This window comes from Gemmatimonadetes bacterium SCN 70-22 (genome assembly GCA_001724275.1).
GTDB lineage: Bacteria > Gemmatimonadota > Gemmatimonadetes > Gemmatimonadales > Gemmatimonadaceae > SCN-70-22.
On sequence record MEDZ01000015.1, the window covers coordinates 112,581 to 136,271 of the forward strand.

The window sequence follows — 23,691 nt, forward strand, 5'->3', positions numbered from 1 at the left end:
GTGCTGCCGCCCCCCGGCCCGACGCGGACGAGCCCCCGACGCGCCTAGCGCGTCGGGGGCTCTCCCGTCGCCCGACTGCCTCACCCCGTCCGCCTCACCTCGTCCGCCTTCCCCGTGCGCCTCACGACCATCGGCACCGGCACCGCCGCCCCGTCCCCGCACCGGGTGCAGAGCGCAACCCTCGTGTCGCACCAGGGCATTCGCCTCCTGGTGGACTGCGGAAGCGGGGCCGTGTACCGCATGGCGCAGCTCGGGATCGACTGGGGCACCATCACCCACCTCGCGCTGACGCACTTCCACGCCGACCACACCAACGACGTGGCCAACCTCCTCTTCGCCTGGCGCTACGGGATGCTGCCGGCGCGTTCGGAGCCGATCGAGATCGTCGGTCCGGAGGGGACAGTGGCCCTCCTGGACCGGCTGGCGCTGGCCTTCGGCACGGGGCTTCGCGATGCGGTCCCCATGGTGGTCCGCGAACTGGCGCCGCAAGGGCGCCTCGCCCTCGGGGAGGGCATGGAAATCGAGGCAGCCAAGGTTCCGCACACCGACGAGAGTGTGGCATATTCCCTCACGGCGCGCGGGCAGCGCGTGGTGATCTCGGGCGACACGGGGTTCGACCCGTCGCTGGCCGACTGGGCAACCGGATGCGATGTGCTCGCCCTCGAGTGCTCGCTCCCCGACGCGCTGGCCATTCCCACGCACCTCACGCCGCGTCAGTGCGGGACGATCGCCGGGCTCGCCCGGCCGTCGCTCCTCGCCCTGACGCACTTCTATCCTCCCGTCGAGGACGTCGACATCGAAGGCCACGTGGCCGAAGGGTTCGACGGGCGCGTGATCCGCGCCTTCGACGGGTGGTCGCTCGACCTTCAGGAGACGTAATGCTCGTCGTCATGCAGCACGACGCCACGCAGGCGGAAATCGACGCCGTCTGCAGCGTGATCACGGACATGGGCTTCACCGCGGTGCCGATGCCGGGGGAGCAGCGCACGGCCATCGGCCTCGTGGGCAACGAGGGACGCGTCGACGATACGAACGTGGTCGGCCTCCCCGGCGTGGCGCAGGTGATCCACGTCTCGCGCCCCTACAAGCAGGTCTCGCGCGAGTGGCGCCCCGAGAACACCGTCGTGCGCCTCGCGCCGGGCGTGGAGCTCGGCGGCAGCTCCATCGTCATCATGGCCGGCCCCTGCTCCGTGGAGTCGGAGGAGCAGATCCTGGCGGCGGCGCGCGCGGTGCGCGCCGCCGGGGCGAGTGCCCTGCGCGGCGGGGCCTTCAAGCCGCGCAGCTCCCCCTACTCGTTCCAGGGGCTCGGCAAGCGGGGGCTCGAGCTCCTCGCCCTGGCGCGGCGCGAGACCGGACTCCCGGTCGTCACCGAGGCGATGGACGAAGCGGGCGCCGAGCTCGTGGCGGAGTACGCCGACTGCATCCAGATCGGCGCCCGCAACATGCAGAACTACTCGCTGCTCAAGGCGGCGGGGCGACTCGGCAAGCCCGTGCTCCTCAAGCGCGGCATGGCGGCCACCATCACGGACCTCCTCCTGAGTGCCGAGTACATCCTGGCCGAGGGGAACACCCAGGTGATCCTGTGCGAGCGTGGCTTGCGGTCGTTCGACACGGCGGCGCGCAACATGTTCGACCTCAACGCCATCCCGATCGTGCAGAAGCTGTCGCACCTGCCGATGGTGGCCGACCCGAGCCACGGCACGGGGCTGCGCGACAAGGTGATCCCGATGACACGCGCCGCCGTGGCCGCCGGCGCCGATGGGATCCTGGTCGAGATGCACCCGAACCCCGAACGGGCCAAGTCGGACGGCGCCCAGAGCCTATTCCCCGACCAGTTCTCGCGCCTGATGCACGACGTCCGCCTCATTGCCCAGGCGATCGGGCGTGAAATCACCGCCCCTCCGGGAACGGAGTGGGGACGCGATCGGTAGTATCGAACGAGCGGTGGGTGGGGCACGGTGCCCCGCCCCGTCCCGAACGTCCTCGACATGCTCCGTTTCCCTTCATTCGTGGTGCTGGCGGCCACCCTGGCGGTGGCGCCCTCGGTGTGGGGGCAGGATCCGGCCGGCGACGCCATCGACAAGGCGGTCGAGGCCTACGCCAAGGTGCGCACGGCGAGGGCCGCCTTCGAGCAGGTGGTCACCAATCCGCTGACCGGGTCGCGCCTGCAGTCGCGCGGCGAGTTCGAGCAGGCCCGCCCCGACCGGTTCATCTTCCGATTCGCCGACCCCAAGGGCGACGTGATCGTCTCCGACGGCAAGTTCGTCTGGGTCTACCTCCCCAGCTCCCAGCCGGGGCAGGTCATCCGCGCCCCGCTCAGCGCCGAGGTGGAGGGATCGATGGATCTCATCGGCGCCTTCTTCACCAATCCGCGGACCCGCTATACGGTGAAGGACGCCGGCGCCGCGACGGTGGGGGGACGCGCGACGCGCGTCGTCACGCTCGTCCCGAAGGGACAGGGGGGGAGCTTCGTACGGGCCAAGGTGTGGATCGACACCGCCGATGGAACGCTTCGCCAGTTCGAGGCGGAGGAGATGAGCGGGATCGTGCGGCTGGTGACGATCACGACGTTCACGCCTAACGCCCAGGTCCCCAGCGCCGCCTTCCGCTTCAAGCCGCCGCGCGGCGTGCGGGTGGTGAACCAGTCGGACCTGTAGGAGCGTCGCCGGGATATCGGCGGGCGCCTCCCGCGGGAAGGCAATCCGGGAGGGCAACCCGGGGAGCAACCCGGGGAGCGTTACTTCAGCAGCGAGTGGCGCTGCGCCCCACGAGCCAGCACCTCCTCCTGGGACTTCGCTCCCTCGATCAGCGACCGGGCAGCCCGGATCGCGTCGTCGTCGTCGATGGAGCGGCGCGCCTCGACCGCGGCCCCGAAGACGTAGCGCGTCACCTCGCGGGCGATCAGCAGCGAGATGATCGGCGCCGCGTCGTCGTAGATCGCCCGGTCGAAGGTGAGGCCGCGCTGCTGCATCACCCGCCAGAGCCCGTCGCGCATCGCCGGGGTCACCTCGAAGCCCGGCGAGGCCGGTGCGCTCGCCGACGCCTTCACCGAGAGCGCATACGCGGTGAGCGCGTCGCGGAACTCGGGAATGCGCCTGCCTAACGCACCGGCCAGGGCGAGCTCCTGCGGCGATTGCACGGTGTCGCCCACGACGACGTCGGGCGTGATCCCGCCGCCGCCGACGATTTCGCGGCCGGCATCGGACTCGAACCGCTCCACGCGCGCCCTCGTCCCGTCACCCGCGCCGCCATCGTCGTCACGGCGGCGATCGATGCTGCGCCCCGATGGGGTGAACCAGCGGGCCACCGTCAACTTGAGTGCTCCACCCGACGACGTGGGATACAGCGATTGGGCGCTCCCCTTGCCGAACGTGGTGCGCCCCACGAGAAGCGCCCGGTCATGGTCCTGCAGCGCCCCGGCAACGATCTCCGACGCGCTCGCGCTCCCGTCGTCCACGAGGACGACGATGGGGAGCGACGGCCAGCGCTGCGGTGCCTCGTCCTCGAACGTGGCGTTGGCCTCGGCGGCACGCCCCTTGATCCGGACGATCACCTTGCCGGGGTCCAGGAAGAGGTCGGCCACGCCGATCCCCTGCGACAGCAGCCCCCCGAGGTTGCCGCGAAGGTCGAGGACGAGCGAGCGCATCCCGAGCTTGACCAGCGAGTCGATCGACTGGGCCACCTCGACCTGCGTCGAGTCGGAAAAGACCTTCACGTCGATGTAGCCGACGCCCCCATCCAGCATCGCGGTGCGACGCACGGCACGGCGGTGGATCTCGCCGCGTGTCAGGCGCACCGGGATCGATGCGTGCGACCCCGGACGCTCGATGGTGATGTCGACCGACGTTCCCACCGGTCCGCGGAGCATGCCGCGCGTCTCCTCACCCGTGAGGCTGCGCGTGCTCTTGCCGCCGATCTCGATGATGCGGTCACCCGCCTGGAGCCCCGCCCGCTCCGCCGGCCCACCGGGGAGCGTGGACAGCACCGTGGGCCAGCCGTCGCGCACGTCGGTCTGCACCCCCAGCCCCGTGTAGTTCCCGGTCGTCGTCTCGTTGAGCCGCTTGAGGCGCTCGGGCTGGAGGTAGAGCGTGTTGGGGTCGCCCAGCTCCTCGAGCATCCCGTCCAGTGCCTTGTCGAACAGGGCCGGGGCCGGGATCGAGTCGACATAGTAACGGCTGACGTGTGCCAGGACCTGCTCGAAGAGGCGCTCCCCGGCCACCGGGACGACCGTGCCGCGCAGGCCGCGGCCCAGGAGCCACCCTCCAAACAGGAGGGAGCTCCCGAGCACGGCCAGTACCACGAACAGGCGCGAGCGCATCGACATGGTGCTGCCTATAAGACCCGGGTCAGGGCAAAAACGTTTCAGGCCAGCGGGCCACGAGCCGGGCCCAGATACGCCCCGCCACGTCGTCCACGCTCCCGCTCGCGTCCACCAGCGTCACCGGCCCGCACTCCGGGTGTTGCACCTGCCAGGCGGCCTCCGCGAACGCCCGAAAGGCGGCGGCGACGCGCGTGTGGAACGCATCGCCCGACCGCTCGATCCGGTCGTGCTCCCCGCGCGCGGCGATGCGGGCGAAGCCCTCCCCGTCCGGGAGGTCCAGGAGGATCGTGAGATCGGGGACGAGTCCCGCGGTGGCGAATGCGTTCGCGTCCCGCACGCCCCCCTCGGCCAGCCGCCGCCCGGCGATCTGGTAGGCGTACGTGGAGAGGAAGAAGCGATCGAGGACCACGAAGTGCCCGCGGGCGATGGCGGGCCGTATGACCTCATCCACGAGCTGGGCGCGCGACGCCATGAACAGCAGCGCCTCCGCCCGCGGGGTGATGTGCATCGCCGGGTCGAGCAGGAGGCGACGAATCTCGTCGCCGGCCGGCGTCCCCCCCGGCTCGCGCACGGTGGAATGGGGGATCCCCGCCAGCTGCATGCGCGCGGCCAGGCGCCCGAGCTGCGTCGTCTTGCCGACGCCTTCCGTCCCCTCGAGAACGATGAGCGCCCCGGCGCCGGCCGGCATCGTCAGGACAGGGTGATGATGGGAGAGGCGGCGCCGCTCTTGATCCCCTCCGCGATCCACGTGTTCACCTGCATCATCAGCTTGTCGAAGTTCTCCTGGGCGGCGACGGCCTGCTGGTAGGCGGGGCTCGCCTGCACGCGCCCGAGGAGTTCGTCCATCTCGCGCTCCATCTCGGCGGTGGGCTCCTGCCCCCCCTCGATCATCGCCTGCGCGTTCGTGCGGAGCTCCTCCATCCGGCGCAGCATCGCGACCGCGTCCGTGTCGGCGCCGAGACCATCGTTGGACCGCTTGAGCGCCTTGTACTGGTCGCTCTGCCCGAGGAGGCGGCCGAGTTCCTTGGCCTTCGTGTCAATCATGTCAGGAGTCGTGAGTCGTGGCGTGATGCCCGCTGGCGGCGCACAGGCGCCTCCTGGCTGGCCGTCCGGACGGACGGAACGCTTCCACACCGCATCGGCCGCAGCGTTGCGCGGCAGTCATCGATTGGCCATCGGCCGGGTCGCGAAGACGAATCGCTCCCGCCCGGTCAGGTCGGACAGCACCCGCACCTCGCCGAAGTCTCCACCCTGTTCGACCATGCGAGCGACCGCCCGTGCGCGACGCGAGTCCGTCTCGAGAGCCAACAGCCCCCCGGGACGCAGCAGCGCACCGGCACCACCGACGATCGCCCGGGTAACCGCCAACCCCTCGTCGGGGCAGGCCAGCGCCAGCGGCGGCTCCCAGTCTCGAACCGAGGCGGGGAGCTCCGGGACTTCGGCAAAGGCAATATAGGGAGGATTCGAGACGAGCACGTCCACCGAGTGCACGAGATCGCCGAGCGGAGCGAGCGCCTCACCCATCCGGAACTCGACCGTCCCGACGAGCGACGCCGCGAGGCGGCGTGCGTTCTCCCGTGCGACCGCGATGGCATCGGCCGAGACGTCGCTTGCGACCACGCGCCCGAAGCTCCCCTCCGTGGCGAGCGCCAGGGCGATGGCCCCTGTCCCCGTCCCGACGTCGACCGCAACCCCTCCGGCGCGCCCCTGCGGCGTGGCGAGGATCAGGTCGACCAGGTACTCCGTTTCGGGGCGCGGGATCAGGACGCGCTCGTCCACGTAGAGCGTGAGGGCGCGAAACGGCGCCGAACGCACCGCATAGGCCAGCGGAGCCCCATCGGCGCGACGTTCGGCCGCCTGTGCGATGGCCGCGAACTCCTCGGGCGCGAGCACCAGGGCGGCGGCGGTCGACGGCCAGAAGCGCGGCTGTCGCATCACGGCGGCGACGAGCTCGCGCGCCTCGCCGGCCGCCAGCGGGCCGAGGGAGGGGTGCAGGACGGCGGTGGTCCGTGCAACGGCGTCGGAGACGGTGGCGCCGGCGGAGGATGCCTGGCGGGTCACGCCCTGCGCCTCAGGCGGCGGAGGCGTCGCCGGAGAGCTTCTCCTCCGTGTCGGCGAGCCTGAGCGCTTCGATCAGCTTGCCGATGTCGCCATCCATCACGCGCGAGATGTCGTACAGCGTGAGGTTGATCCGATGGTCGGTGACGCGGCTCTGCGGGAAATTGTACGTGCGGATCTTGGCCGAGCGGTCGCCCGTCCCGACCTGCGTCTTGCGCATGCGGGCGCGCTCGGACTGGATCTCGGACAGACGCTGGTCGAGGATGCGTGCGCGAAGCACTTCCATCGCCTTGGCCTTGTTCTGGATCTGCGAGCGCTGGTCCTGCTGCGCGACGACGATCCCCGTGGGGAGGTGGGTGATGCGGACGGCGGAATCAGTGGTGTTGACTCCCTGGCCACCGGGCCCCGATGCGCGAAAGACGTCGATGCGGAGGTCTTTCTCGTCGATGTGGACGTCGACCTCTTCGGCCTCCGGGAGGACGGCGACGGTGGCCGCGGAGGTGTGAATGCGCCCGGCCGCTTCGGTGGCGGGGACGCGCTGGACGCGGTGCACGCCCGACTCCCAGCGCATCTCGCCGAACGCGCCGTCGCCGATGACCTTGAAGACGACTTCCTTGATGCCGCCCAGCGTCCCGTCGGAATGCGACATGACCTCGATGCGCCACCCGCCATGGCGTTCGATGTAGCGGGAGTACATGCGATAGAGGTCGGCGGCGAAGAGGGCGGCCTCATCGCCGCCGGTGCCGGCCCGGATCTCGACGATCGCGGGACGGTCGTCGAGCGGGTCGTGGGGGACGAGCAGCGGCTTGAGCTCCTGGTCCATTTGCTCGAGGGCAGCCGAGAGCCGCTCGACCTCGGCGGTGGCCTCGGCGGCCATCTCGGGGTCGTCAATGGAAACGAGCTCGCGCGCCTGCGCGAGCTCGTCCTCGGTCTTCCGGATGCGGTTCGCCAGATCGACGACGGCGACGAGGCGCTGATGTTCCCGGCCCAGCGACGCCAGCTTCCTGGGGTCCTTGGCAGTCGCGGGGTGGGAAAGTTCGCGTTCGACTTCGGCGGCGCGGGCGACGGCGTCCGCGAGACGGTCGCGGAGGCTCAGGCCGACTTCCCGGCGTACTTCTGGCGGAAGCGCTCGACGCGTCCGGCGGTGTCAACGAGCTTCTGCTTCCCGGTGAAGAACGGGTGGCAGTTGGAGCAGATATCGAGATGGAGCTCGCCCATCGTGGAGCGCGTCTGCCAGGTGTTGCCGCAGGCGCACTTCACGGTCGCGGTGGCGTACTCCGGATGGATGTCGGCTTTCACGTCGGCCTCAGGGAACTTGGAGAGAGCTGAATAATATAGCGACAGAGGCTGGACGCATTCAAGGCGACCGGGGGACTGTGATCCACGCCACAGCCTCCCCGTGAATTCGCGGCAACCGTAACGCCGCGGCCGCCAGGGCCGGAATCGCCCGGCGCCCCTGACCCGGCGGGAGGGCCGTCGCGCTGTGACGTGCCCCGCTGGCCGGCGTCAGTGGTAGAGTACCTTTCCGATTCCCCGCTGCACGAGCGCCCCCATGGCTCTCCCATTCGCAATCGACCCGACCCCAGCACGACAGGCTTCCCGGATGGACTATAGCAACTTCCTCCGCTCCATTCCGATCTTCTCGCGGCTCGACGACGCGGAGCTCCAGCGGTTCTCCGAGTTGACCCGGGAGAAGACCTACCCCAAGGGGAGCGTGATCGTCTTCGAGGACGACCCCGGCGATTCGCTCTTCATCGTTCGCGACGGCCGCGTGAAGGTGGTCCTCATCGGGGAGGATGGGCGCGAGGTGATCCTCGGCGTCCTCGGCGTGGGCGAACACTTCGGCGAGCTCTCGCTCATCGACGACCAGCCGCGCTCGGCGCACGTCATCGCGATGGAGGACACCAACCTCCTGGTCCTGCGCCGCGACGACTTCCGCCGCCGCGTGGAGGCCAACCCGGCCGTCGCCTGGTCGCTGCTGGTCGAGCTCGCGCGTCGCCTGCGTCGCGCCGACGCCAAGATCCACGGCCTCGCCCTGCTCGACGTCCCCGGGCGCATCGCCCGCCTCATCCTGGACTTTGCCGACGAGGCCGGCAAGGAGACCATCGAGAAGCCGCTCACGCACCAGACGATCGCCCACATGATCGGGGCGAGCCGCGAGACGGTGTCGCGCACCATCCGCGACTTCCAGATCCAGGGACTCATCCGGGTCGAGCGGCGGCGGATTTCCGTCGCCAACCGCGCCGCGCTCAAGCAGCTGGCGCAGGCCCGCATCTAGCCTCGCCGGCACCCCGGCCCACCGGCCGGGGGCGCCGCCGCGAGCGCCTCCCCCTTCCTCACCCCGCCCGACTCCAGCACCTCCGGCTGCCGACATGCGTGTCCGTTTCTGGGGAACTCGTGGTTCCTGTCCGTCCCCCGGCCCGGCGACGGTGCGCTATGGCGGCAACACGACGTGCGTCGAGGTCCGCACCGACGACGACGAGCTGGTGATCCTCGACGCGGGCACCGGCATTCGCGAGTTGGGGCGCACGCTGGTGGCGCAGGCCGAGGGACGCCCCATCCGCGGCGACGTCTTCTTTTCGCACGCGCACTGGGACCACATCCAGGGGCTCCCCTTCTTCACCCCGGCCTTCCAGACGGGGAACCAGTTCACGCTCTGGGGTTCGCCCTCGCTCGAGCGCTCGCTCGAGGTGGTGCTGCGCCAGCAGATGAGCCCCGTCGTCTTTCCGGTCGCCTTCGACCAGCTGAGCGCGCGCGTGGAAGTGCGCGAGCTGGCGCGCCACCAGCACTCGGGCCCGGGCTACGATGTACGGACCATCAACGTGCGACACCCCGGGAGTGCGCTGGGCTTCCGCCTGTCGCCGACGGCCGACCCGTCGCGCTCGGTGATCTTCATCCCGGACAACGAGCTGGATCGCGACGGCGACCAGGCCGACGCGGCATCGACGCGCGACGCCCTCGTGGACTTCGCGCGCGGGGCCTCCATCCTCATTCACGACGCGATGTACACCGGGGCCGAGTACATGGAGCACCGCGGCTGGGGACATTCCTCGTACCGCGACGCGATCGACTTCGCGATCGCGGCCGAGGTCGAGACGCTGGTCCTGTTCCACCACGAACCCGATCGCAGCGACGCGGCGCTGGACGAGATGCTCTCCCTCTGCCACAAGATGGTTGCGGAGCGCGGCGGGGCGGTGCGCGTCATCGCGGCCGCCGAGGGGATGGAGCTGGCGCTCTAGCCGCCTAACGCCGGAAGAGGTAGGCCAGCTTCACGAAGAAGCCGTCGTTGCGCCGGCGGAGGTCGATGTCGTCCGGGACACCGGGGGATTGCCACCCGTCGCCGTAGCCGAAGAAGGCGATCGTCCCGGGCGAGGGTTCGTACTGGACCAGCCAGTCGGTCCGCAACGTCCGCGCGTCGGTGGCCCCGATCGCGCGTCCCGCCATGTCATAGAGCGGGAGGGTCGTCCCCCGCAGGCGCAGCGCCGACACGCGGTCGGCGCGATACTGCGACACCACGCGGAAGAACAGGGCGCGGGTCGGCTGGTACTCGGCCTTGAGGCGGGGGATCGTCACCCGGGCGTAGGTCGAGCCGTCGAGCTCGCGGCGAATGCGCGACTCGGTGATCGTCGCCTCGACCCGCGTTCCGGGCGTGGGGCGGACGAGCAACGACGCCGTGGTGCGCAGCTCGCGCCCCTCGATCCCCTCCACGAAGACCGGGACGGCGCCGTAGAGGACGGTGACCGACGCGTTGAACCGCCCATACACCGGGGTCGTCACCCCCAACGACCCCTTCCAGAGCCCCTCCAGGCGGGTCGAGGGATCCCAGGGGACGAGCTCCCCCTCCACGGTCGGGGCCTGGACCCCGGCGGCGACGCTCGGGTCGATGACGTAGAAGTTCCGGTTGACCGAGGGGTTCAGCTGCCATCCCCCGCGCAGCGTGACGAAGCTCCCCACCTGCTCCTCCCCTTCCAGTTCGGCGTCGCGGGCAAATGATCCGTAGCGCCAGAGGCGCGTGGGGCCGAAGAAGGTGGTGAAGTTCTGGACGAGTGACGACGGCTCGCCGAGCCAGGCGAGGCGGTTGAACGCGCGGGCCTGCTGGTAGCCGACGCGCGGGACGAAGCCGGCGTCGCTCTGGAAGCGATCGCCAAGGGCGTTGAGCTGGTAGTTGAACCCCCAGGTGCGCCCGGTGCGGTCCAACTCCGCGCGCCAGACCGGGGCGCTGCGCACGTCGTTGGCGTGCGACGTGAACGACTGCCCCAGCTGCGTCTCGAAGTAATACAGCTTGCGGAAGACGAGGCGGTTGTCGAGGGCGAGGACCGTGTTCCCCTCCCCGCCGCGCCGGCGATCGGTCAGGGTCACCCCGGCCACCGAGCTGCCGCCGTAGTCGGCGCGCAGTCGCGCGATGTTGAACAGCGCGTCGTCGCCCGACACCTCATCGAGGGCCGACAGGAGGGCGACGCCGAAGCGCCCGCGCTTGCCCGTCAGCTTGGTCCCGGCGATCGGGTTGGCGATGCGGCGCGAGTACACCAGCTGGTTCGGCGTGGCGAAGAGCTCGATCCCCTCGAGGAAGAACGGACGACGCTCGGGAAGGAAGAGGGTGAACCGCTCGTTCACGGTGACGAGCCCCGCGTCCGACTCGACCTGGGAGAAGTCGGGATTGACCGTCGCCTCGACGGCAAACGACGGAAAGCCGAGCCTGGCGTTGAGTCCGGCGTCGAACGTCCCGTCGTCGCGGGTGAAGCGCCCATCGGCGGCGCGCGCCCCGGCCACCATCCCGGTGACGAACGGTTGCAGGTCGGTCACCACGCCACGCTCGATGTCGTCGAATCCGACCAGGAGCCCCGACTGCGCGAGGAGCGACGAGGCGCCGCGCTGCGCGTCGGTCCAGGTGTCCTCCGCCGAGCGGGCGGGGATGTTCCGGACCACCTGCACTCCCCATTTCTGCGCCCCGGAGGGGAAACGCAGGCTCTTGAAGGGGATCCGCATCTCGATCACATAGCCGGTCGCGGTGAGGCGGCCGCGCGTCTCGAAGCGGAAGTCCGGGTTGAGGTCGACGCTCCCCCCGAACATGCTCCCCGCGCTCACGGCCCCCTCGGTGCGCACGCCGTCCAGCTGGACGCCCAGCGCGTTGGCCCCGAAGAAGAACGCGCGCCGCCGGTCGTTGAAGGTGTCCAGGTAGATGGTGACGCGGTCGTCATTCCCGATGTTGTCCCGCTTGGAGAGCGTGGCGCGGACCGTCCCGGGATCGGTCGCGGTGGCGATGATGCCGAAGTAGATGGCCTGCGGCGTGTACAGCACGCGCACCTCGGTCGGCTCGGCGGCGGGGCGCTGGTCCACCGGCTGGTACTGCGAGAACCCCGTCAGGCGCACCGCGCTCGCCCAGGCGGCCTCCGTGAGCTCACCGTCGACGACCGGGGCCTCGCTCGCGCGGGGCACCGTGACGGTCGGCGCGCCGCGCCCCGGAAAGTTGCCCGCTGCCTGGGCGCCGCCGGCCGACGGGTGCAACGCGGCGAGCGCAAGGAGCGTTGCGCCGAGCGCGCCAGGCATGGCACGAGACGAGCATCGCACGGCGCCGCGGGCACGGGACATCGAACCGGGCACGAGGCGGGGGGCGCCGGGCACGGCGAAAGGCAGGAGTGGCAGGAGTGGCAGGAGTGGCATGCGTGGCAGGAGTGGCAGGAGTGGCATGCCACGAAGTTAGGCGAGTCCGGCGCCGGGGGGAGCCGCCACTGGTGTCGACCGCGACGGGGACGCCGGTCCGCAGTTCAGCCGGGCGTTCCCCACCCTCCGCCGCCGGGGGTCAGGATGCTGATGACGTCGCCCGCAGCGAGCTCGAGCCGGCACTTGGCCGGGATCGGCTCGCCGTTCCTGAGGTTGAGCCCCGGGAGCCCCGCCGCGCCCCCCGCCGCGCCTAACGGCGCGCGCCGCCGGCGCTCGGTCACGAGCGTCACGGTGCACGGCTCGAGCACGCGGTAGCGCCGGACCACGCCGTCACCCCCGGCGTGCACGCCCGCGCCCCCGGACCCGCGACGAATGGCGTACTCGTCGATGCGCATCGGATAGGCGTGCTCGAGCGCCTCGATGGGGGTATTGCGCGTGTTGCTCATCCCGACGTGCACGGCACTGGGCCCCGGGCCGCGCGACGCCCCCCCTTGTCCCCCACCCAGCGTCTCGTAGAACGTCCACCCTCGCCCGCCGAACGTGATGTTGTTCATCGTCCCCTGCCCTTGTGCCGGGACGTCGACCCCCGCGTCGGCCAGGGCCGCGAAGATCGTGTCGGTCACGCGCTGCGACATCTCGACGTTCCCCGCGGCCACCGCCGCCGGCCAGCGGGCGTTGATCGCCGACCCTTCGGGGACGATGAGCTCGATGGCGCGGGCAATCCCGTCGTTCGTGGGGACATCGTCGTCCAGCAGGGTGCGCAACACGAAGACCGCCGCCGAGCGCGTCACGGCGAACGGGGCGTTCACGTTCCCCGCGACCATCGGTGACGTCCCGGTGAAATCGAGGCGCAGCCGATCGCCGAGCGCCTCGAACGCGACCACGATCGGCACCTCGTCGTCGGTGACCCCGTCTCCCTCGAGGGCGTCGCGCGCGGCTCCCCGCACGCTCCCCAACTGTGCGATGCGTGCGCGGGCGCGGCGCTCGGTATAGGCGAGCAACGCCTCGCACGCACCCTCCACCACCCCCGCCCCCTCACGCGCCCGCAGGGCGAGCCAGCCATCACGCCCCGCCGCACAGGCCGCGCGCTGGGCGCGCAGGTCGCCCTGCCGTTCCTCGGGGGTGCGCACGTTGGCCAGGAGTAGCGACAGGACCTCCGCGTGCCACTCGTCGCCGCGCGCGATGCGCACCGGGGGAATGATGATCCCCTCCTGTACCAGCTCGGTGGCCCCGCGCGGCATGCTCCCCGGCGAGATGCCGCCGACGTCGGCGTGATGCGCGCGAACCGCCGCATAGCCCACGATCGCGTCGCCCTCGCCGATCACCTCGACCATCGTGAGGTCCGGAAGGTGCGAGCCTCCATGGTTCGGATCGTTCAGGAGGAAGACGTCGCCCGGGCGTGGCGCGCGTGCGCGCACCGCGCGCACCGCCTCGGGCATCGCCCCCAGGTGGACGGGGATGTGTGCCGCCTGCGCGACCATCCGCCCCTGCGCATCGAACAGGGCGGAGGACGCGTCGCGGCGCTCGCGAATGTTCGGCGAGAGCGCGCCGCGTTCGAGCACGGTCCCCATCTCCTCGGCAATCATCGCGACCGCGTTGGAGAAGACGGTCAGGGCGAGGGGGTCGAAGGACATCGCGAGGCGGACGGGAGATGGGAGACGGGCGTTCGGGGTCGCCTACGCCGGGGGTCAGCCGGCGGACTCGAGGATCCAGCCGCCCATGTCGAGCGCGCGGGCGGTCCACCCGGGGGCGACGAGGAGCGTCGCGTCGGGGAGGGCGATGACGGCGGGTCCGCGAACCACGGCCGACAGCGCCCCCCCCGAATCCACGAAGCCCCCATCCCCCCACCGATTGGCCCCCTGGCGTCGCAGGACGAGCGCGGGGGCGGTCGAGGAGCGCGTGCAACGCAGGCTCACGACGTGGGCGGGGAGATCGAGGGTGAAGCCGTAACGCCGCGCGTGCATGGCGGCGAAGCGCGCATCGACCGCCGCCGGCGGGTCGTCGAGGGTGAAGGGAACCTCGAGTTCGTGTCCCTGCCCGCGGTAGCGGATTCGGGCGATGAACCGCGGGGTCCCCTCGCCCCCGGCGCGAGCGGCGCCCTCCTCGGCGAGCCGGGCGAGGGCGTCGCCCGGGAGATCGAGGAGCGGGCGCAGGACGCTGGCCAATCCCACCCGCCGTTCGGGGGCGACCGCGAGGCCGAGCGCCGAGAGCACGCCGGCGTGCGGCGGGACGAGGATGCGCGTCATCCCGAGGCGGTCGGCGAGGGCGCAGGCGTGCAGCGGGCCGCCGCCGCCGAAGGCCACGAGGACGCACCCGCGCGGATCGACGCCGCGCTCGACGCTGACGCGTCGCAGGGCGCGCGCCATCTCGGCGTCGGCGGTGTCGATCATGGCCTGCGCCGTGCGCTCGGGCGTGGCGCCTAACGCGGCGGCGAGGCGCGACACGGCGGCGCGCGCCCCCTCGGCGTCGAGGTGCACGTCGCGCGCCATGCGGTCGGCCCGGATGTTCCCGAGGGTCACGTGCGCATCGGTCACCGTGGCCTGCGTCCCGCCGCGTCCGAAGGCCACCGGGCCGGGGACGGCGCCGGCGCTGCGTGGCCCCACCCGCAGCGCGCCGCCGTCATCGACCCAGCCTAACGATCCGCCGCCCGCCGACACCGTCTCGACGAGCACGCGCGGGAGGGCGATCGGGATGCCGGCCACCGCACCGCCGGCCTCGACGAGCGGCTCGCCCTCGAGGATGAGGCCGACGTCGGCGCTGGTTCCGCCGATGTCGATCGACAGCGCGCGGTCGAAGCCGGCGAGGCGCGTGACGAGTGCCGCCCCGGCCACTCCCCCGGCCGGCCCCGACAGGGCGAGCGAGGCGGCGTGGCGCGCCGCGTCGCGGGCATCGCGCATGCCGCCACTGGACGAGACCACACCGGGCGCCGGCATCCCCAGCGCCGCCACGCGCGTCGTCAGGTTCTCGAGGTACCGCCGCACCCCGGGGCGCGCATACGCTTCGCACGTGGTCGTCGCCGTGCGCTCGAACTCCCGGATCTCGGGGAGCACGTCCGACGAGCACACGATGTCGACCGCGGGGAGGCGGGCGGCGATCGCCTCCGCCAGCCGCAATTCGTGGACGGGGTCGGCGTAGGCGTGCAGCAGCGCGATGGCCACGATCTCGGGATCGAGCGCGGCCACCTGCTCCGCGACATTGGCCGCCTCCGCGGGCGTCAGCGGGTCCTCGACCCCGCCGGGGACGAGTCGTTCGTGCACGGCGACCACGTGGGCGGCATCGACGAGGGGGGGCGGGTGACAGGCCGCGAGGTCGTACAGCGATGCCCGCTCCTGTCGCCGGAGCTCCAGCAGGTCGGTCGCCCCGCGCGTGGCACAGAGGGCGACCCGTGCCCCGCGCCGCTCGAGGAGCATGTTGGTCACGACCGTCGTCCCGTGCACGATACGGGCAACCCGAGGCGCCGGGGGGCCCTGCGCCTGCAGCGCTTCCTCCACCCCCTGGCTCTGGTCGTGCGGGGTACTGAGCACCTTGCCCGAGCGTGCCGTCCCGTCGTCGAGGGAGACGGCGACGAGGTCGGTGAAGGTGCCGCCGACGTCGATCCCGATGGAGTGCCTCATGCGCGGTTCCGTGGCCCGGCCGAGGGCCACTCCGCCGCAGCTGCCGCCTGCTGCGCGAGGTACACCACGCGCAGCACCAGCAGGTACGCGGCGAGGCACACCGGGACGGCGAAGGCGGCGATTGCCCCTGACGGCTGTCCGAGCGGCGTGAGGGCGAGGATGCCGCCGGTGACGGCGAGGGCGACCGAGAGGCGCACGAGGAGGAGCAAGCGGTCGCGCGCGCGCCTTCCCGACCGGGCAAGGGGGATCAGCGCCGCCACACCCAGCCAGAGCGGCTGGGTGAAGAAGAGGTTCTGGTTGCCGTGGGTGGCGACGTGCTGGGTCGCGATCCACAGGAGGAGGAGGAGGAGGCCGAAGAAGCCCGCGGCGACGGCCCACGCCATGGCGAGCGTTCCGGCGTCCGCGTCGCCTGGAAGAGCACGTCCTCCGACGCCACGAGGGGGACCATGGCCCCCGATGCATCCGGGATGCGCACGTCGCGCAGGCGGCGTTGCACCTCCATGGGGATGAACATCGCCTCCCAGGCCGTGATCGGGCGGTCGGTCGGGGCCCCCAGCCCGAGGTCGATCCCGGTGCGCGTCCAGAACATCCCATCCATCAGCCGCAACGAATGGTCACGGTAGGTCATGGCGGTCGGCTGCGGCTCGGTGGCGCGGCGAATCGCCCCACCGAGCACCAGGTCGAGCGCGTCGCGCACCCGCGTCGAGCAGTTGTCCCGGTAGTAGTCGTACCGGTAGAACTTGTTCTCGTCGCGGGCGTTCCACTCCACGACCCGCCGTAGGGAGTCCTTCTGCGCCGGGGAGAGGTTGAGCCACTGGATGGTGACCGATCGGTTGGCCATCTGGTAGGCCACCAACGTCTGCACCGCATCGAACGGGGCCATCCAGTACAGCATCTCCCCGCGCAGGAAGCGCGGAAGGAACCCCGGCTGGTCGAAGGAGAACATCCCCCAGTTGTAGACCAGGTCCGTCCCGGTGCTGCGGTCGCGAATCCCGATCGCGTTGTGGCCGAAGCGTTCCCAGAGGAGGTCGCCCTGCCCCATCGTCATCACGTAGACGTCGAGCTCGCTCCCGGCGACGGCCGGCGACGGGGGAGCCACGGCGCCTGGTGACGCGGCGACGCTCGGCTGGGCGGATGCGGCTGGCGGCACTCCGGCGGCGAGCGCGCCGGCCGCGAGGGCGGCCGTCGCCAGCGCGACTCGCCGCCGCCAGGGGCGCCGCCACCAGGGGCGCCGCGGCGTGCAATGGAAGGTCACAGCCGGACTTCCTTCCCTTCCTCTGCGGACTTGTAGGCGGCCTCGAGGATGCGGTGCACGATGAGCTGGTCCGTCGGGGCCTCGTACTCCGCGTCGCCGCGCAGCACCGAGATCCAGTGCGCCAGCTCCGCGCGGTACGACTGGATGAACGCGCTCTCGCGGGCCGCGGCGCCGGTGGGCGAGACGTCGACGGCCTTGCCGTTGAGCTCCTTGACCACGCGCAGCGGGGCCAGGCGGGCGCTCCCGCGCGAACAGAGCGTCTCGAACCACCAGCGCTCGTCCTCGCCGACGTACGCCCACGAGACGTCGAAGGTGAAGGCGACGCCGTTGGCGCACTCGACGCAGAGGATGGCCGACTCCTCCACGGCGTTGGTCCCGCGGGGGCGGTCCACGTGGGCCCAGACGCGCTGGGGAGCCGGGAAGTCGGCCATCCACATGGCGAGGTCGATGAGGGGGAACCCCTGCTCGAAGAGCGCGCCCCCCCCAGCCTCCTGCCGCCGCAACCGCCACCCCTCGATCTTGCCGCGAGGGTGATAGGCCCCGGTGCGCACGCCGGTCAGCTTCCCCAGCTCGCCGCCGGACAGGAAGCCGACCAGCGCCTGGACGTCGCTGCGGAAGCGATGGTTGTTGGCGACGGCCACCTTGCGGTCGGCCCGCGCCGCGGCCGCGAGGATCCGCTCGACGCCCTTGACCCCGAGCGCCAGCGGGCGCTCGGAGAGGACGTCGACGCCGGCGGCCAGCAGCTGCAACACGTGCGGCTCGTGCAGGTGGCTGGGCGTGGCCACGATCGCCGCATCGAGCTCGTCGTAGTCGATCAGGTCGTCGATGTCGGTGAAGACGTCGGGAATGCCGAAGCGGTCGGCGAGGGCCCGCGCCTTGGCCCGGTCATTGTCGCACAGGGCCACCAGCTGCGCGCCGCGCAGCTTGGAGAGGACCGAGAGGTGCGCCACTTGTGCGATGGCGCCGGCGCCGACGACGGCGATCCGAACGGGGGGGTGCATCAACGAGTCTGGGGTCGGCGTTAGGCAGTGAGGGCGTGCGTCGGAGGTCCGGCGGGTCCGGCCCCCCGCGGGACGGGGAACGGATCACGGGGACCGCGCCACCGTGGCACCGGGATAGTACGCCGACAGGATCGCGCGCACATCGTGCCCGGCGCGGGCGCGGGCAATCGCACCCCACTGGCACATCCCGACGCCATGGCCGTTACCCGTGCCCCGGAGCGTCAGCTGCATCAGCCGCCCGTCACGCCCGACGACCGGCTCCGGCGAAAAATAGGTGGAGGACAGGATCTCGCCACGTGCCGTTCGCAACGTCGTGCGCAACTCGGTCCCGCTCAACCGCACCGTGCCGGCGTCGGTCTCGAGCGACAGGGTGGCGACCCGCCCCGAGCGCGTCCGGGCGGTGACCCGCACCTCGCGCACCCCCCTCCCTGCCGACGCCCCGGTCCCCGCCACCAGCGTGGTGCGCGCCGCGAAGGCGGGGCCAGCCGCCGCCCCGTCCTCCGCGTGCGCGCGAACGTAGCGCGCGACCGCCTCGTCCAGGGCACGCCGGTCGAAGGTGCGCTCCCAGTGGAAGCGGGGCGAGATCGCGCACCAGGGCCGATCGCTCCCCGGCGGGGTGTCGCGCACCCCGCGCAGCCACGGGGCGTCCCCACCCTCCCCCCACGCCTCCGACGCGGGAACGGTGTGACCGCCGCAGGTGGAGTGATACGGCGCGGCCACCACGCGCCCGCCGTACGTCAGCACCAGCCCGGCGGTCGCCGTGATGGCCTCGTCGGCCAAGGGGTGTTCCGCCGCGATCCCCCCGTACACCTGGTCGAAGGCGCCACTGGTGAGGTCGTAGCGCCGGGCGCCCGCCTCGCGCTGCCGGACGACGGCGTAGCTGCGCGCCGCCACCGCCTGCGCCTCGAGGGCGGCCATCTCGTTAGGCGAACGCACCCCGAGCTCGAGGGGGACGACCCCGCGCAGGTACGCCTCCAGGGGGACGACGTTGACGACCAGGATGGCCGTGTCGACGGCGACGAAGGCGAGCATCCCGCGATAGCGCCGCCCGTCCCACGCCACCGCCCCCGACGCCGAGTCGGCCACCAGGACGAAGGGCTCGTCGCTCCAGGCCGTGGCCCGCGCCCCGCCGGCGAGGACGACCCGCGTCCGCAGCTGCCGGCGCTCGATGAGGACGTCGGGGCGACCGTTCCCCCGGGCGTGCACGCGCCCCCACGCGTCGCGGATGGCCCACCCGCCGTCGCCCTCCGGCGCCGCCTCGTACGCCGCCGATCCGACCACCACGCGGAGGTCGCGCGGCGGCGCGGTTCCACCATGCGCGGCGGGCGCCGGCGTCAGGGCGGACGCGACCAGAGAGGAGGCGAGCAGGGAGGACGCGACCAGGGAGGACGCGACCAGGGAGGACGCGACGAGCGAGAGGGGCGCGAGGAGCCGCATGTACGGGGGACGAACTTCCCCCGTGCGCCGTCAGCGCCCGAAGCTTCCCACGCTCCCCGCGGCGACGGGGAGGACGCGTCCGGTCCGCACGATGGGCCCGGGCGGCGGCGCGTCGAGGACCGACGACGCCGACGCCCGGAAGTCGTAGTCGTCGACAACCTCGTCGAGCCGAACCTCCAACACGGTTCCCGGACGAGCATCGGTGGTGATCCACGTCACCCCGTCGATGTCGTCCGCCTGCGCCTCCAGCCGCGCCTGTGCCACGCCGCGGGCGTCGGCCGGACGGTCGACCATGGCCCGCGCCCGGCGCCCGAGCCACGACTCGTAGCGCTCCGCGGTGATGAGGCGTTGCAGCTGCTGGACGCGCTCCACCCGCTCGCGCTTGACCGCGTCGGGGACGTCGTCCGGCATGTCCCAGGCGCGCGTCCCTTCCTGCGGCGAGTAGGCGAAGGCGCCCACGCGCTCCAGCTGCGCCTCCTCGAGGAAATCGAGGAGCTCCTGGAACTCGTCCTCGGTCTCGCCCGGAAACCCGACGATGACGGTCGTGCGGATCGCGACCCCCGGGATGCGCTCGCGAATGGCCCGCAGCCGCTCGCGCTGGCGCGCCTTCCGCTCGGGGCGGCGCATGCGGGCCAGGACGGCGTCGGCCGCGTGCTGCATGGGGATGTCGAGGTAGCGCACGATGCGCGGCTCGCCGGCGATGAGGTCGAGCATCGCCGGCGACAGCCCGGCGCTGTAGATGTACAGCAGGCGGTACCACGGGATCGCCGTCTCGCGCAGGAGCGCGCGCAGCAGCTCGGGGAGGGCGGTGCCGTCGCGCACGTCGCGCCCGTAGTGCGCCAGGTCCTGGGCCACGAGGTTGACCTCGCGCGCCCCCTGCGCCTCGAGGAGCTGCGCCTCGCGCACCAGGTCGCCTAACGCGAACGACCGGTGCCGCCCGCGCATCAGCGGGATGGCGCAGAAGGCGCACCCGTGGTCGCACCCCTCGCTGATCTTGAGGTAGCGGATGTGGGGGAGCTCGCCGGCGTACACCCGCACCCCGGGATGCTGCAGGAGCGGGGCGTCGGCCAGCAGGCCGCGCGCCTCGAGCTCGGGAACCAGCCGGTCGCTCTCGGCCGTCGACAGGAAGAGGTCGACCTCGGGGAGCGACTCGGCCAGCTCGTCCTTGTGGCGGGTCACCATGCACCCGACGGCCGCGACGAGCTGGCAGCGCCCCTCGTCCTTGTGCCGGGCCGCCTCGAGGATGGCGTCCAGCGACTCGCGCTTGGCGGCGTCGATGAAGCCGCACGTGTTCACGACGATCACGTCGGCCTCGCCCGCCGCCTCCGAGCGCTCGGCGCCGTGCGCCAGCAGCTCGGCGATGTAGCGCTCCGAGTCGACCGTGTTCTTGTCGCAGCCCAACGTGATGACCGAGAACTTCATGCTAGTACTGCCTCGTCCGGTCCACTTCCCAGCGGCTCTTCTCGCCTCGCTCGAGGCTCGCCAGGCATTCCAGGAATCCCTTCGCCGCCCCCTCGACGGTGGTGAGCCCGCTGATGTGCGGCGAGACCATCACGCGCGTGTCCTGCCACAGCGGCGATTCCACGGGGAGGGGCTCGACCCGGAAGACGTCCAGGGCCGCCCCCGCGAGCCATCCGCGGTCGAGCGCCTCGGGGATCGCCGCCTCGTCGACCACGGCGCCGCGCCCCGCGTTGATCAGGACCGCGCCGCGACAGGCCGCCAGGACGTCGCGGCTGATCAGCCCATCGGTCTCCGCCGTGAGGGGGAGCGTCACGATGAGCCAGTCGGCGACGGCCGCCACGTCCTTGAGCGCCGACACCTGTGCCGTCGCGTAGAAGACCGTCGCGTCGCCCTCGCCCGAGCGCGACACCCCGTACACCCGGCAGCCGAGCGCGTGGAACAGGCGCGCGATGTGGCTCCCGACGTCGCCCGTTCCCACCACCACCGCCGTGGTGCCGCGCAGGAGCGTGAGGTCGCGCGGCGCCCAGCGATGCAGGCGCTGGCACTGCGCGAGGTCCACGAGCTGCTGCGAGAAGGCCAGTGCGCGCGCCAGGGCCCACTCGGCGATCATCGGCCCGAACGACTCGCTGGTGCGCGTCAGCACGATGTCGCGCGGCAGTTCCACCGGATACAGCCAGGCGTCGACCCCGGCGCCGGTGCAGTGCACCCACTTGATGTTTCCCATCGTTGGCATCGGCGGACGCCTGAACCCGACGTACGCCTCGCCCCACGCCAGGTCCTCGGCCGTCAGGTCGGTGTACCGGTTGCCGCGGATCTCGAGGTCGGGACGCGCCGCCTGCAGCGCCTGCGCGAGTTCGGCATGGGCATTGGCCCCGATGACGATGCGTCGCGGGGCGAACGCGCCGGAGGGAGACGAGGACATGGGAAGGACGTGATGGAAACGGACGGGCGGGAGGCGCCGACACGCGCCTCCCGCCCGGGAAAGGTAACCGGTGCGGCCCCTACCCGGCCGAGTCGCCGGGCGAGGCGCCTCGCCCCCCGGCCACCGGCGCGTCGAGCGGGATGCGATCGCGGGCGATGCGACGCGCGGGCTCGATCCGCCAGTCGGCCAGGTGGATCCACCACCCCACCGCCGGGAGGGTCCCCGGATCGATGCGGTTGTTGATGCCGGCGACCATGCGCGGCTCGTACAGGAAGACCGCCGCGGCGTCGGCGATGATCCGGGCGTAGGCGCGCCGGTACATCGACCGCGCCCGTTGGGCGTCGAACTCGTGCACCGCCGAGTCGAGGAGGGCGTCGACCGTGGCGCTGGCGTAGCCGCCGAAATTGCCCCCCTGCCGGTCGGGAGTGCGGTCGCTCCCGTACATGGTGCGCACGTCGGACGGACTGGGGTTGGCGTGGCTGCCGTTCATGGCGGCGTCGAAGCGCCCCGACATGAGGCGCTCCACGAACGCGTTGAACTCGAGCTCCTCGATCGTCACGTCGGCCCCGATCGCCTTCCATTGCGCCTGCAGGAGCACCGAGGCCTGGCGGCGCGGGGCGCTGGAGGTCGGGACCGCCAGCGAGAACGCGAGCGGGCGCCCGCCCTTCTCGCGCACGCCGTTGCCGTCGAGGTCGCGCCACCCTAACGAGTCGAGCAGCGCCATGGCCGCGGCGGCGTCGTGGGCGGGGATCGCGATCGCGGTGTCGGCCGTCCACTGCGCACGCACCACGGGGCCGATGCCGAGATAGGCCAGCGTGTCGAAGACGTTGCGGGCAATGGCCTGGCGATCGACGCCGAGCGCGAGCGCGCGACGCACGGCGGCGCTGCCGAGCACCGGGTGCGGCGGCTGGCGACGGCCGCGGGCGCGGGTGTTGAAGGTCACGAATGCATAGTCGAGCCCCTGGTACGGCACGGGACGCGTGGTCGTGGAGGCCGCCACCTTGGCGAGCGGCTCGCCCCGGAGCATCTCGACGACGTCGGCTTCCTCGTTCACCAGGCGCGCCCACATCGCCGTGGGGTCGGGCGAGACGCTCCACATGACGCGGTCGATGGACGGGCGCCCGCGATAGTTCGCCGTGTCGGCCACGACCTCGATCACCTTGCCCCGCTCCCACCGCTTGAAACGGAAGCGCCCGTTCCCCACCGGGGCCCGCGCGAAGGGCGACTCCCCCAGCTTGTCGCGTGGCACGCCAGCCAGGAGGTGCTCCGGGACGACCGGGAGGTTGTAGACGAAGGTGAAGAACTGCTCCGGCGAACGCCGCGCGAACCACGCGACCGCGGTGAGCGAGTCGGGGGTGCTCACCGAGTCGACGTTCGACATGCTCTCGCCCAACGGCGCGCCGACGCGCGGGTCCTTCAGCAGTTCGAGCGAGAACCTGACGTCGCGCGAGGTCACGGGCCGGCCGTCGTGCCAGCGGGCGCGTGGATCGATGGCGAACGCGATGGAGAGCGAGTCGGGGGCCCACGTCCATCGGGCGGCGAGCCGTGGCTCGTAGCCCGCGTCGCCAACGGTGCTCATCGACGCCGGCGGGGCGGCGAGGGGTTCGAAGAGCTGGTCGACGACCTGCTTGGCGACGAGCTGCTGCACCAGCGTCGGGAGGAGGACGTCCGCGTCAGCGGCGGTCGCGATGACGACCGTGCCCCGCCCCCGGCCGTTCCCCACGCGCTCGCCGGCGCAGCCCAGGACGGCGATGGCAGCGGCGGCAGCGACCAGGGCCGGGACGAGGCTGAGCGAGCGAGACGCCATCGGAGAAGCTTCTGGTGGGAGGTCGATGCGCCAAGGACGCGCATCGGTGGGCGCGCGCAACGGGCTCGGGAGCGGGGAGCGACGCCTGGTGGCGCCCGGTGGCGCCCGGTGGCGCCCGGTGGCGCCCGCTGGCGACGAGGGGCGAGCGCCCCGT

General features: G+C 72.0%; 20 protein-coding genes. 5 read left to right on the forward strand and 15 right to left on the reverse strand.

Annotated elements, in window-relative coordinates:
- Positions 1-114 precede the first annotated feature (114 nt).
- From ABS52_09535 to ABS52_09545, 3 genes are read left to right on the forward strand one after another with little or no spacing between them, the layout of a single operon-like run.
- Complete coding sequence (locus ABS52_09535; protein ODT03436.1) at positions 115-879, forward strand: hypothetical protein; 765 nt, start codon at positions 115-117, stop codon at positions 877-879.
- The gene (locus ABS52_09540; GenBank protein ODT03437.1) at positions 879-1,931 is read left to right on the forward strand and encodes a 3-deoxy-7-phosphoheptulonate synthase; all 1,053 of its coding nucleotides are present in this window, start codon (positions 879-881) and stop codon (positions 1,929-1,931) included. The genes ABS52_09535 and ABS52_09540 overlap by 1 nt, the downstream gene beginning before the upstream one ends.
- A gap of 27 nt (positions 1,932-1,958) precedes the next feature.
- Positions 1,959-2,657: an outer membrane lipoprotein carrier protein LolA gene (locus ABS52_09545; protein ID ODT03438.1), complete on the forward strand. Its 699-nt coding sequence runs from the start codon at positions 1,959-1,961 to the stop codon at positions 2,655-2,657.
- 80 nt (positions 2,658-2,737) lie between these two features.
- Here ABS52_09545 and ABS52_09550 read toward each other — a convergent pair whose 3' ends face one another.
- From ABS52_09550 to ABS52_09570, 5 genes are all read right to left on the reverse strand, one after another.
- Positions 2,738-4,324: a hypothetical protein gene (locus ABS52_09550; GenBank protein ODT03439.1), complete on the reverse strand. Its 1,587-nt coding sequence runs from the start codon at positions 4,322-4,324 to the stop codon at positions 2,738-2,740.
- 22 nt (positions 4,325-4,346) lie between these two features.
- The gene (locus ABS52_09555; protein ODT03440.1) at positions 4,347-5,009 is read right to left on the reverse strand and encodes a dTMP kinase; all 663 of its coding nucleotides are present in this window, start codon (positions 5,007-5,009) and stop codon (positions 4,347-4,349) included.
- Between the two features lie 2 nt (positions 5,010-5,011).
- Positions 5,012-5,365: a hypothetical protein gene (locus ABS52_09560; protein ID ODT03441.1), complete on the reverse strand. Its 354-nt coding sequence runs from the start codon at positions 5,363-5,365 to the stop codon at positions 5,012-5,014.
- Positions 5,366-5,482: 117 nt separating this feature from the next.
- Positions 5,483-6,382, reverse strand: a complete 900-nt coding sequence (locus ABS52_09565; GenBank protein ID ODT03442.1) for a protein-(glutamine-N5) methyltransferase, release factor-specific — start codon at positions 6,380-6,382, stop codon at positions 5,483-5,485.
- 10 nt (positions 6,383-6,392) lie between these two features.
- Complete coding sequence (locus ABS52_09570) at positions 6,393-7,475, reverse strand: peptide chain release factor 1 (protein ID ODT03443.1); 1,083 nt, start codon at positions 7,473-7,475, stop codon at positions 6,393-6,395.
- 507 nt (positions 7,476-7,982) lie between these two features.
- On the opposite strand from ABS52_09570, the gene ABS52_09575 reads away from it, so the two are divergent.
- Both ABS52_09575 and ABS52_09580 read left to right on the forward strand, forming a co-directional pair.
- Positions 7,983-8,657 (forward strand): hypothetical protein, encoded by a 675-nt coding sequence (locus tag ABS52_09575; protein ODT03444.1) that lies wholly within the window; start codon positions 7,983-7,985, stop codon positions 8,655-8,657.
- A gap of 94 nt (positions 8,658-8,751) precedes the next feature.
- Positions 8,752-9,618: a hypothetical protein gene (locus ABS52_09580; GenBank protein ODT03445.1), complete on the forward strand. Its 867-nt coding sequence runs from the start codon at positions 8,752-8,754 to the stop codon at positions 9,616-9,618.
- A gap of 4 nt (positions 9,619-9,622) precedes the next feature.
- Here the strand turns inward: ABS52_09580 and ABS52_09585 are convergent, their stop codons facing one another.
- From ABS52_09585 to ABS52_09630, 10 genes are all read right to left on the reverse strand, one after another.
- Positions 9,623-11,926, reverse strand: a complete 2,304-nt coding sequence (locus ABS52_09585) for a hypothetical protein (GenBank protein ID ODT03446.1) — start codon at positions 11,924-11,926, stop codon at positions 9,623-9,625.
- A 218-nt stretch (positions 11,927-12,144) separates the two neighbouring features.
- Positions 12,145-13,674 carry a 5-oxoprolinase gene (locus ABS52_09590; GenBank protein ODT03447.1) on the reverse strand — a complete coding sequence of 510 codons (1,530 nt, stop codon included), beginning with the start codon at positions 13,672-13,674 and terminating at the stop codon, positions 12,145-12,147.
- 54 nt (positions 13,675-13,728) lie between these two features.
- Positions 13,729-15,654, reverse strand: a complete 1,926-nt coding sequence (locus ABS52_09595) for a hypothetical protein (protein ODT03484.1) — start codon at positions 15,652-15,654, stop codon at positions 13,729-13,731.
- On the reverse strand, positions 15,651-15,914 hold the full coding sequence (locus ABS52_09600; GenBank protein ODT03448.1) for a hypothetical protein: 264 nt from the start codon (positions 15,912-15,914) through the stop codon (positions 15,651-15,653). Before ABS52_09600 ends, ABS52_09595 begins: the two co-directional genes overlap by 4 nt.
- Positions 15,902-16,753: a hypothetical protein gene (locus ABS52_09605; GenBank protein ODT03449.1), complete on the reverse strand. Its 852-nt coding sequence runs from the start codon at positions 16,751-16,753 to the stop codon at positions 15,902-15,904. The genes ABS52_09600 and ABS52_09605 overlap by 13 nt, the downstream gene beginning before the upstream one ends.
- A gap of 152 nt (positions 16,754-16,905) precedes the next feature.
- Complete coding sequence (locus ABS52_09610; protein ID ODT03450.1) at positions 16,906-17,910, reverse strand: hypothetical protein; 1,005 nt, start codon at positions 17,908-17,910, stop codon at positions 16,906-16,908.
- An 84-nt stretch (positions 17,911-17,994) separates the two neighbouring features.
- A complete protein-coding gene (locus tag ABS52_09615; protein ODT03451.1) occupies positions 17,995-19,347 on the reverse strand; it encodes a hypothetical protein in 1,353 nt (450 codons plus the stop codon).
- A 30-nt stretch (positions 19,348-19,377) separates the two neighbouring features.
- Positions 19,378-20,769 carry a ribosomal protein S12 methylthiotransferase RimO gene (locus ABS52_09620; GenBank protein ODT03452.1) on the reverse strand — a complete coding sequence of 464 codons (1,392 nt, stop codon included), beginning with the start codon at positions 20,767-20,769 and terminating at the stop codon, positions 19,378-19,380.
- Between the two features lies 1 nt (position 20,770).
- Positions 20,771-21,730 (reverse strand): hypothetical protein, encoded by a 960-nt coding sequence (locus tag ABS52_09625; protein ID ODT03453.1) that lies wholly within the window; start codon positions 21,728-21,730, stop codon positions 20,771-20,773.
- Positions 21,731-21,809: 79 nt separating this feature from the next.
- Positions 21,810-23,537 (reverse strand): hypothetical protein, encoded by a 1,728-nt coding sequence (locus tag ABS52_09630; protein ODT03454.1) that lies wholly within the window; start codon positions 23,535-23,537, stop codon positions 21,810-21,812.
- Between the last annotated feature and the right edge of the window lie 154 nt (positions 23,538-23,691).

Bases quoted from the DNA above. Each gene is read 5' to 3' on its own strand.
- ABS52_09540 (ODT03437.1), top strand. From the start codon at position 879: ATGCTCGTCGTCATGCAGCACGACGCCACGCAGGCGGAAATCGACGCC.
- ABS52_09620 (ODT03452.1), bottom strand. From the start codon at position 20,769: ATGAAGTTCTCGGTCATCACGTTGGGCTGCGACAAGAACACGGTCGAC.
- ABS52_09610 (ODT03450.1), bottom strand. From the start codon at position 17,910: ATGCACCCCCCCGTTCGGATCGCCGTCGTCGGCGCCGGCGCCATCGCA.
- ABS52_09560 (ODT03441.1), bottom strand. From the start codon at position 5,365: ATGATTGACACGAAGGCCAAGGAACTCGGCCGCCTCCTCGGGCAGAGC.
- ABS52_09580 (ODT03445.1), top strand. From the start codon at position 8,752: ATGCGTGTCCGTTTCTGGGGAACTCGTGGTTCCTGTCCGTCCCCCGGC.
- ABS52_09575 (ODT03444.1), top strand. From the start codon at position 7,983: ATGGACTATAGCAACTTCCTCCGCTCCATTCCGATCTTCTCGCGGCTC.
- ABS52_09630 (ODT03454.1), bottom strand. From the start codon at position 23,537: ATGGCGTCTCGCTCGCTCAGCCTCGTCCCGGCCCTGGTCGCTGCCGCC.
- ABS52_09595 (ODT03484.1), bottom strand. From the start codon at position 15,654: ATGAGGCACTCCATCGGGATCGACGTCGGCGGCACCTTCACCGACCTC.
- ABS52_09615 (ODT03451.1), bottom strand. From the start codon at position 19,347: ATGCGGCTCCTCGCGCCCCTCTCGCTCGTCGCGTCCTCCCTGGTCGCG.
- ABS52_09625 (ODT03453.1), bottom strand. From the start codon at position 21,730: ATGTCCTCGTCTCCCTCCGGCGCGTTCGCCCCGCGACGCATCGTCATC.
- ABS52_09555 (ODT03440.1), bottom strand. From the start codon at position 5,009: ATGCCGGCCGGCGCCGGGGCGCTCATCGTTCTCGAGGGGACGGAAGGC.
- ABS52_09550 (ODT03439.1), bottom strand. From the start codon at position 4,324: ATGTCGATGCGCTCGCGCCTGTTCGTGGTACTGGCCGTGCTCGGGAGC.
- ABS52_09590 (ODT03447.1), bottom strand. From the start codon at position 13,674: ATGTCCTTCGACCCCCTCGCCCTGACCGTCTTCTCCAACGCGGTCGCG.
- ABS52_09585 (ODT03446.1), bottom strand. From the start codon at position 11,926: ATGCCTGGCGCGCTCGGCGCAACGCTCCTTGCGCTCGCCGCGTTGCAC.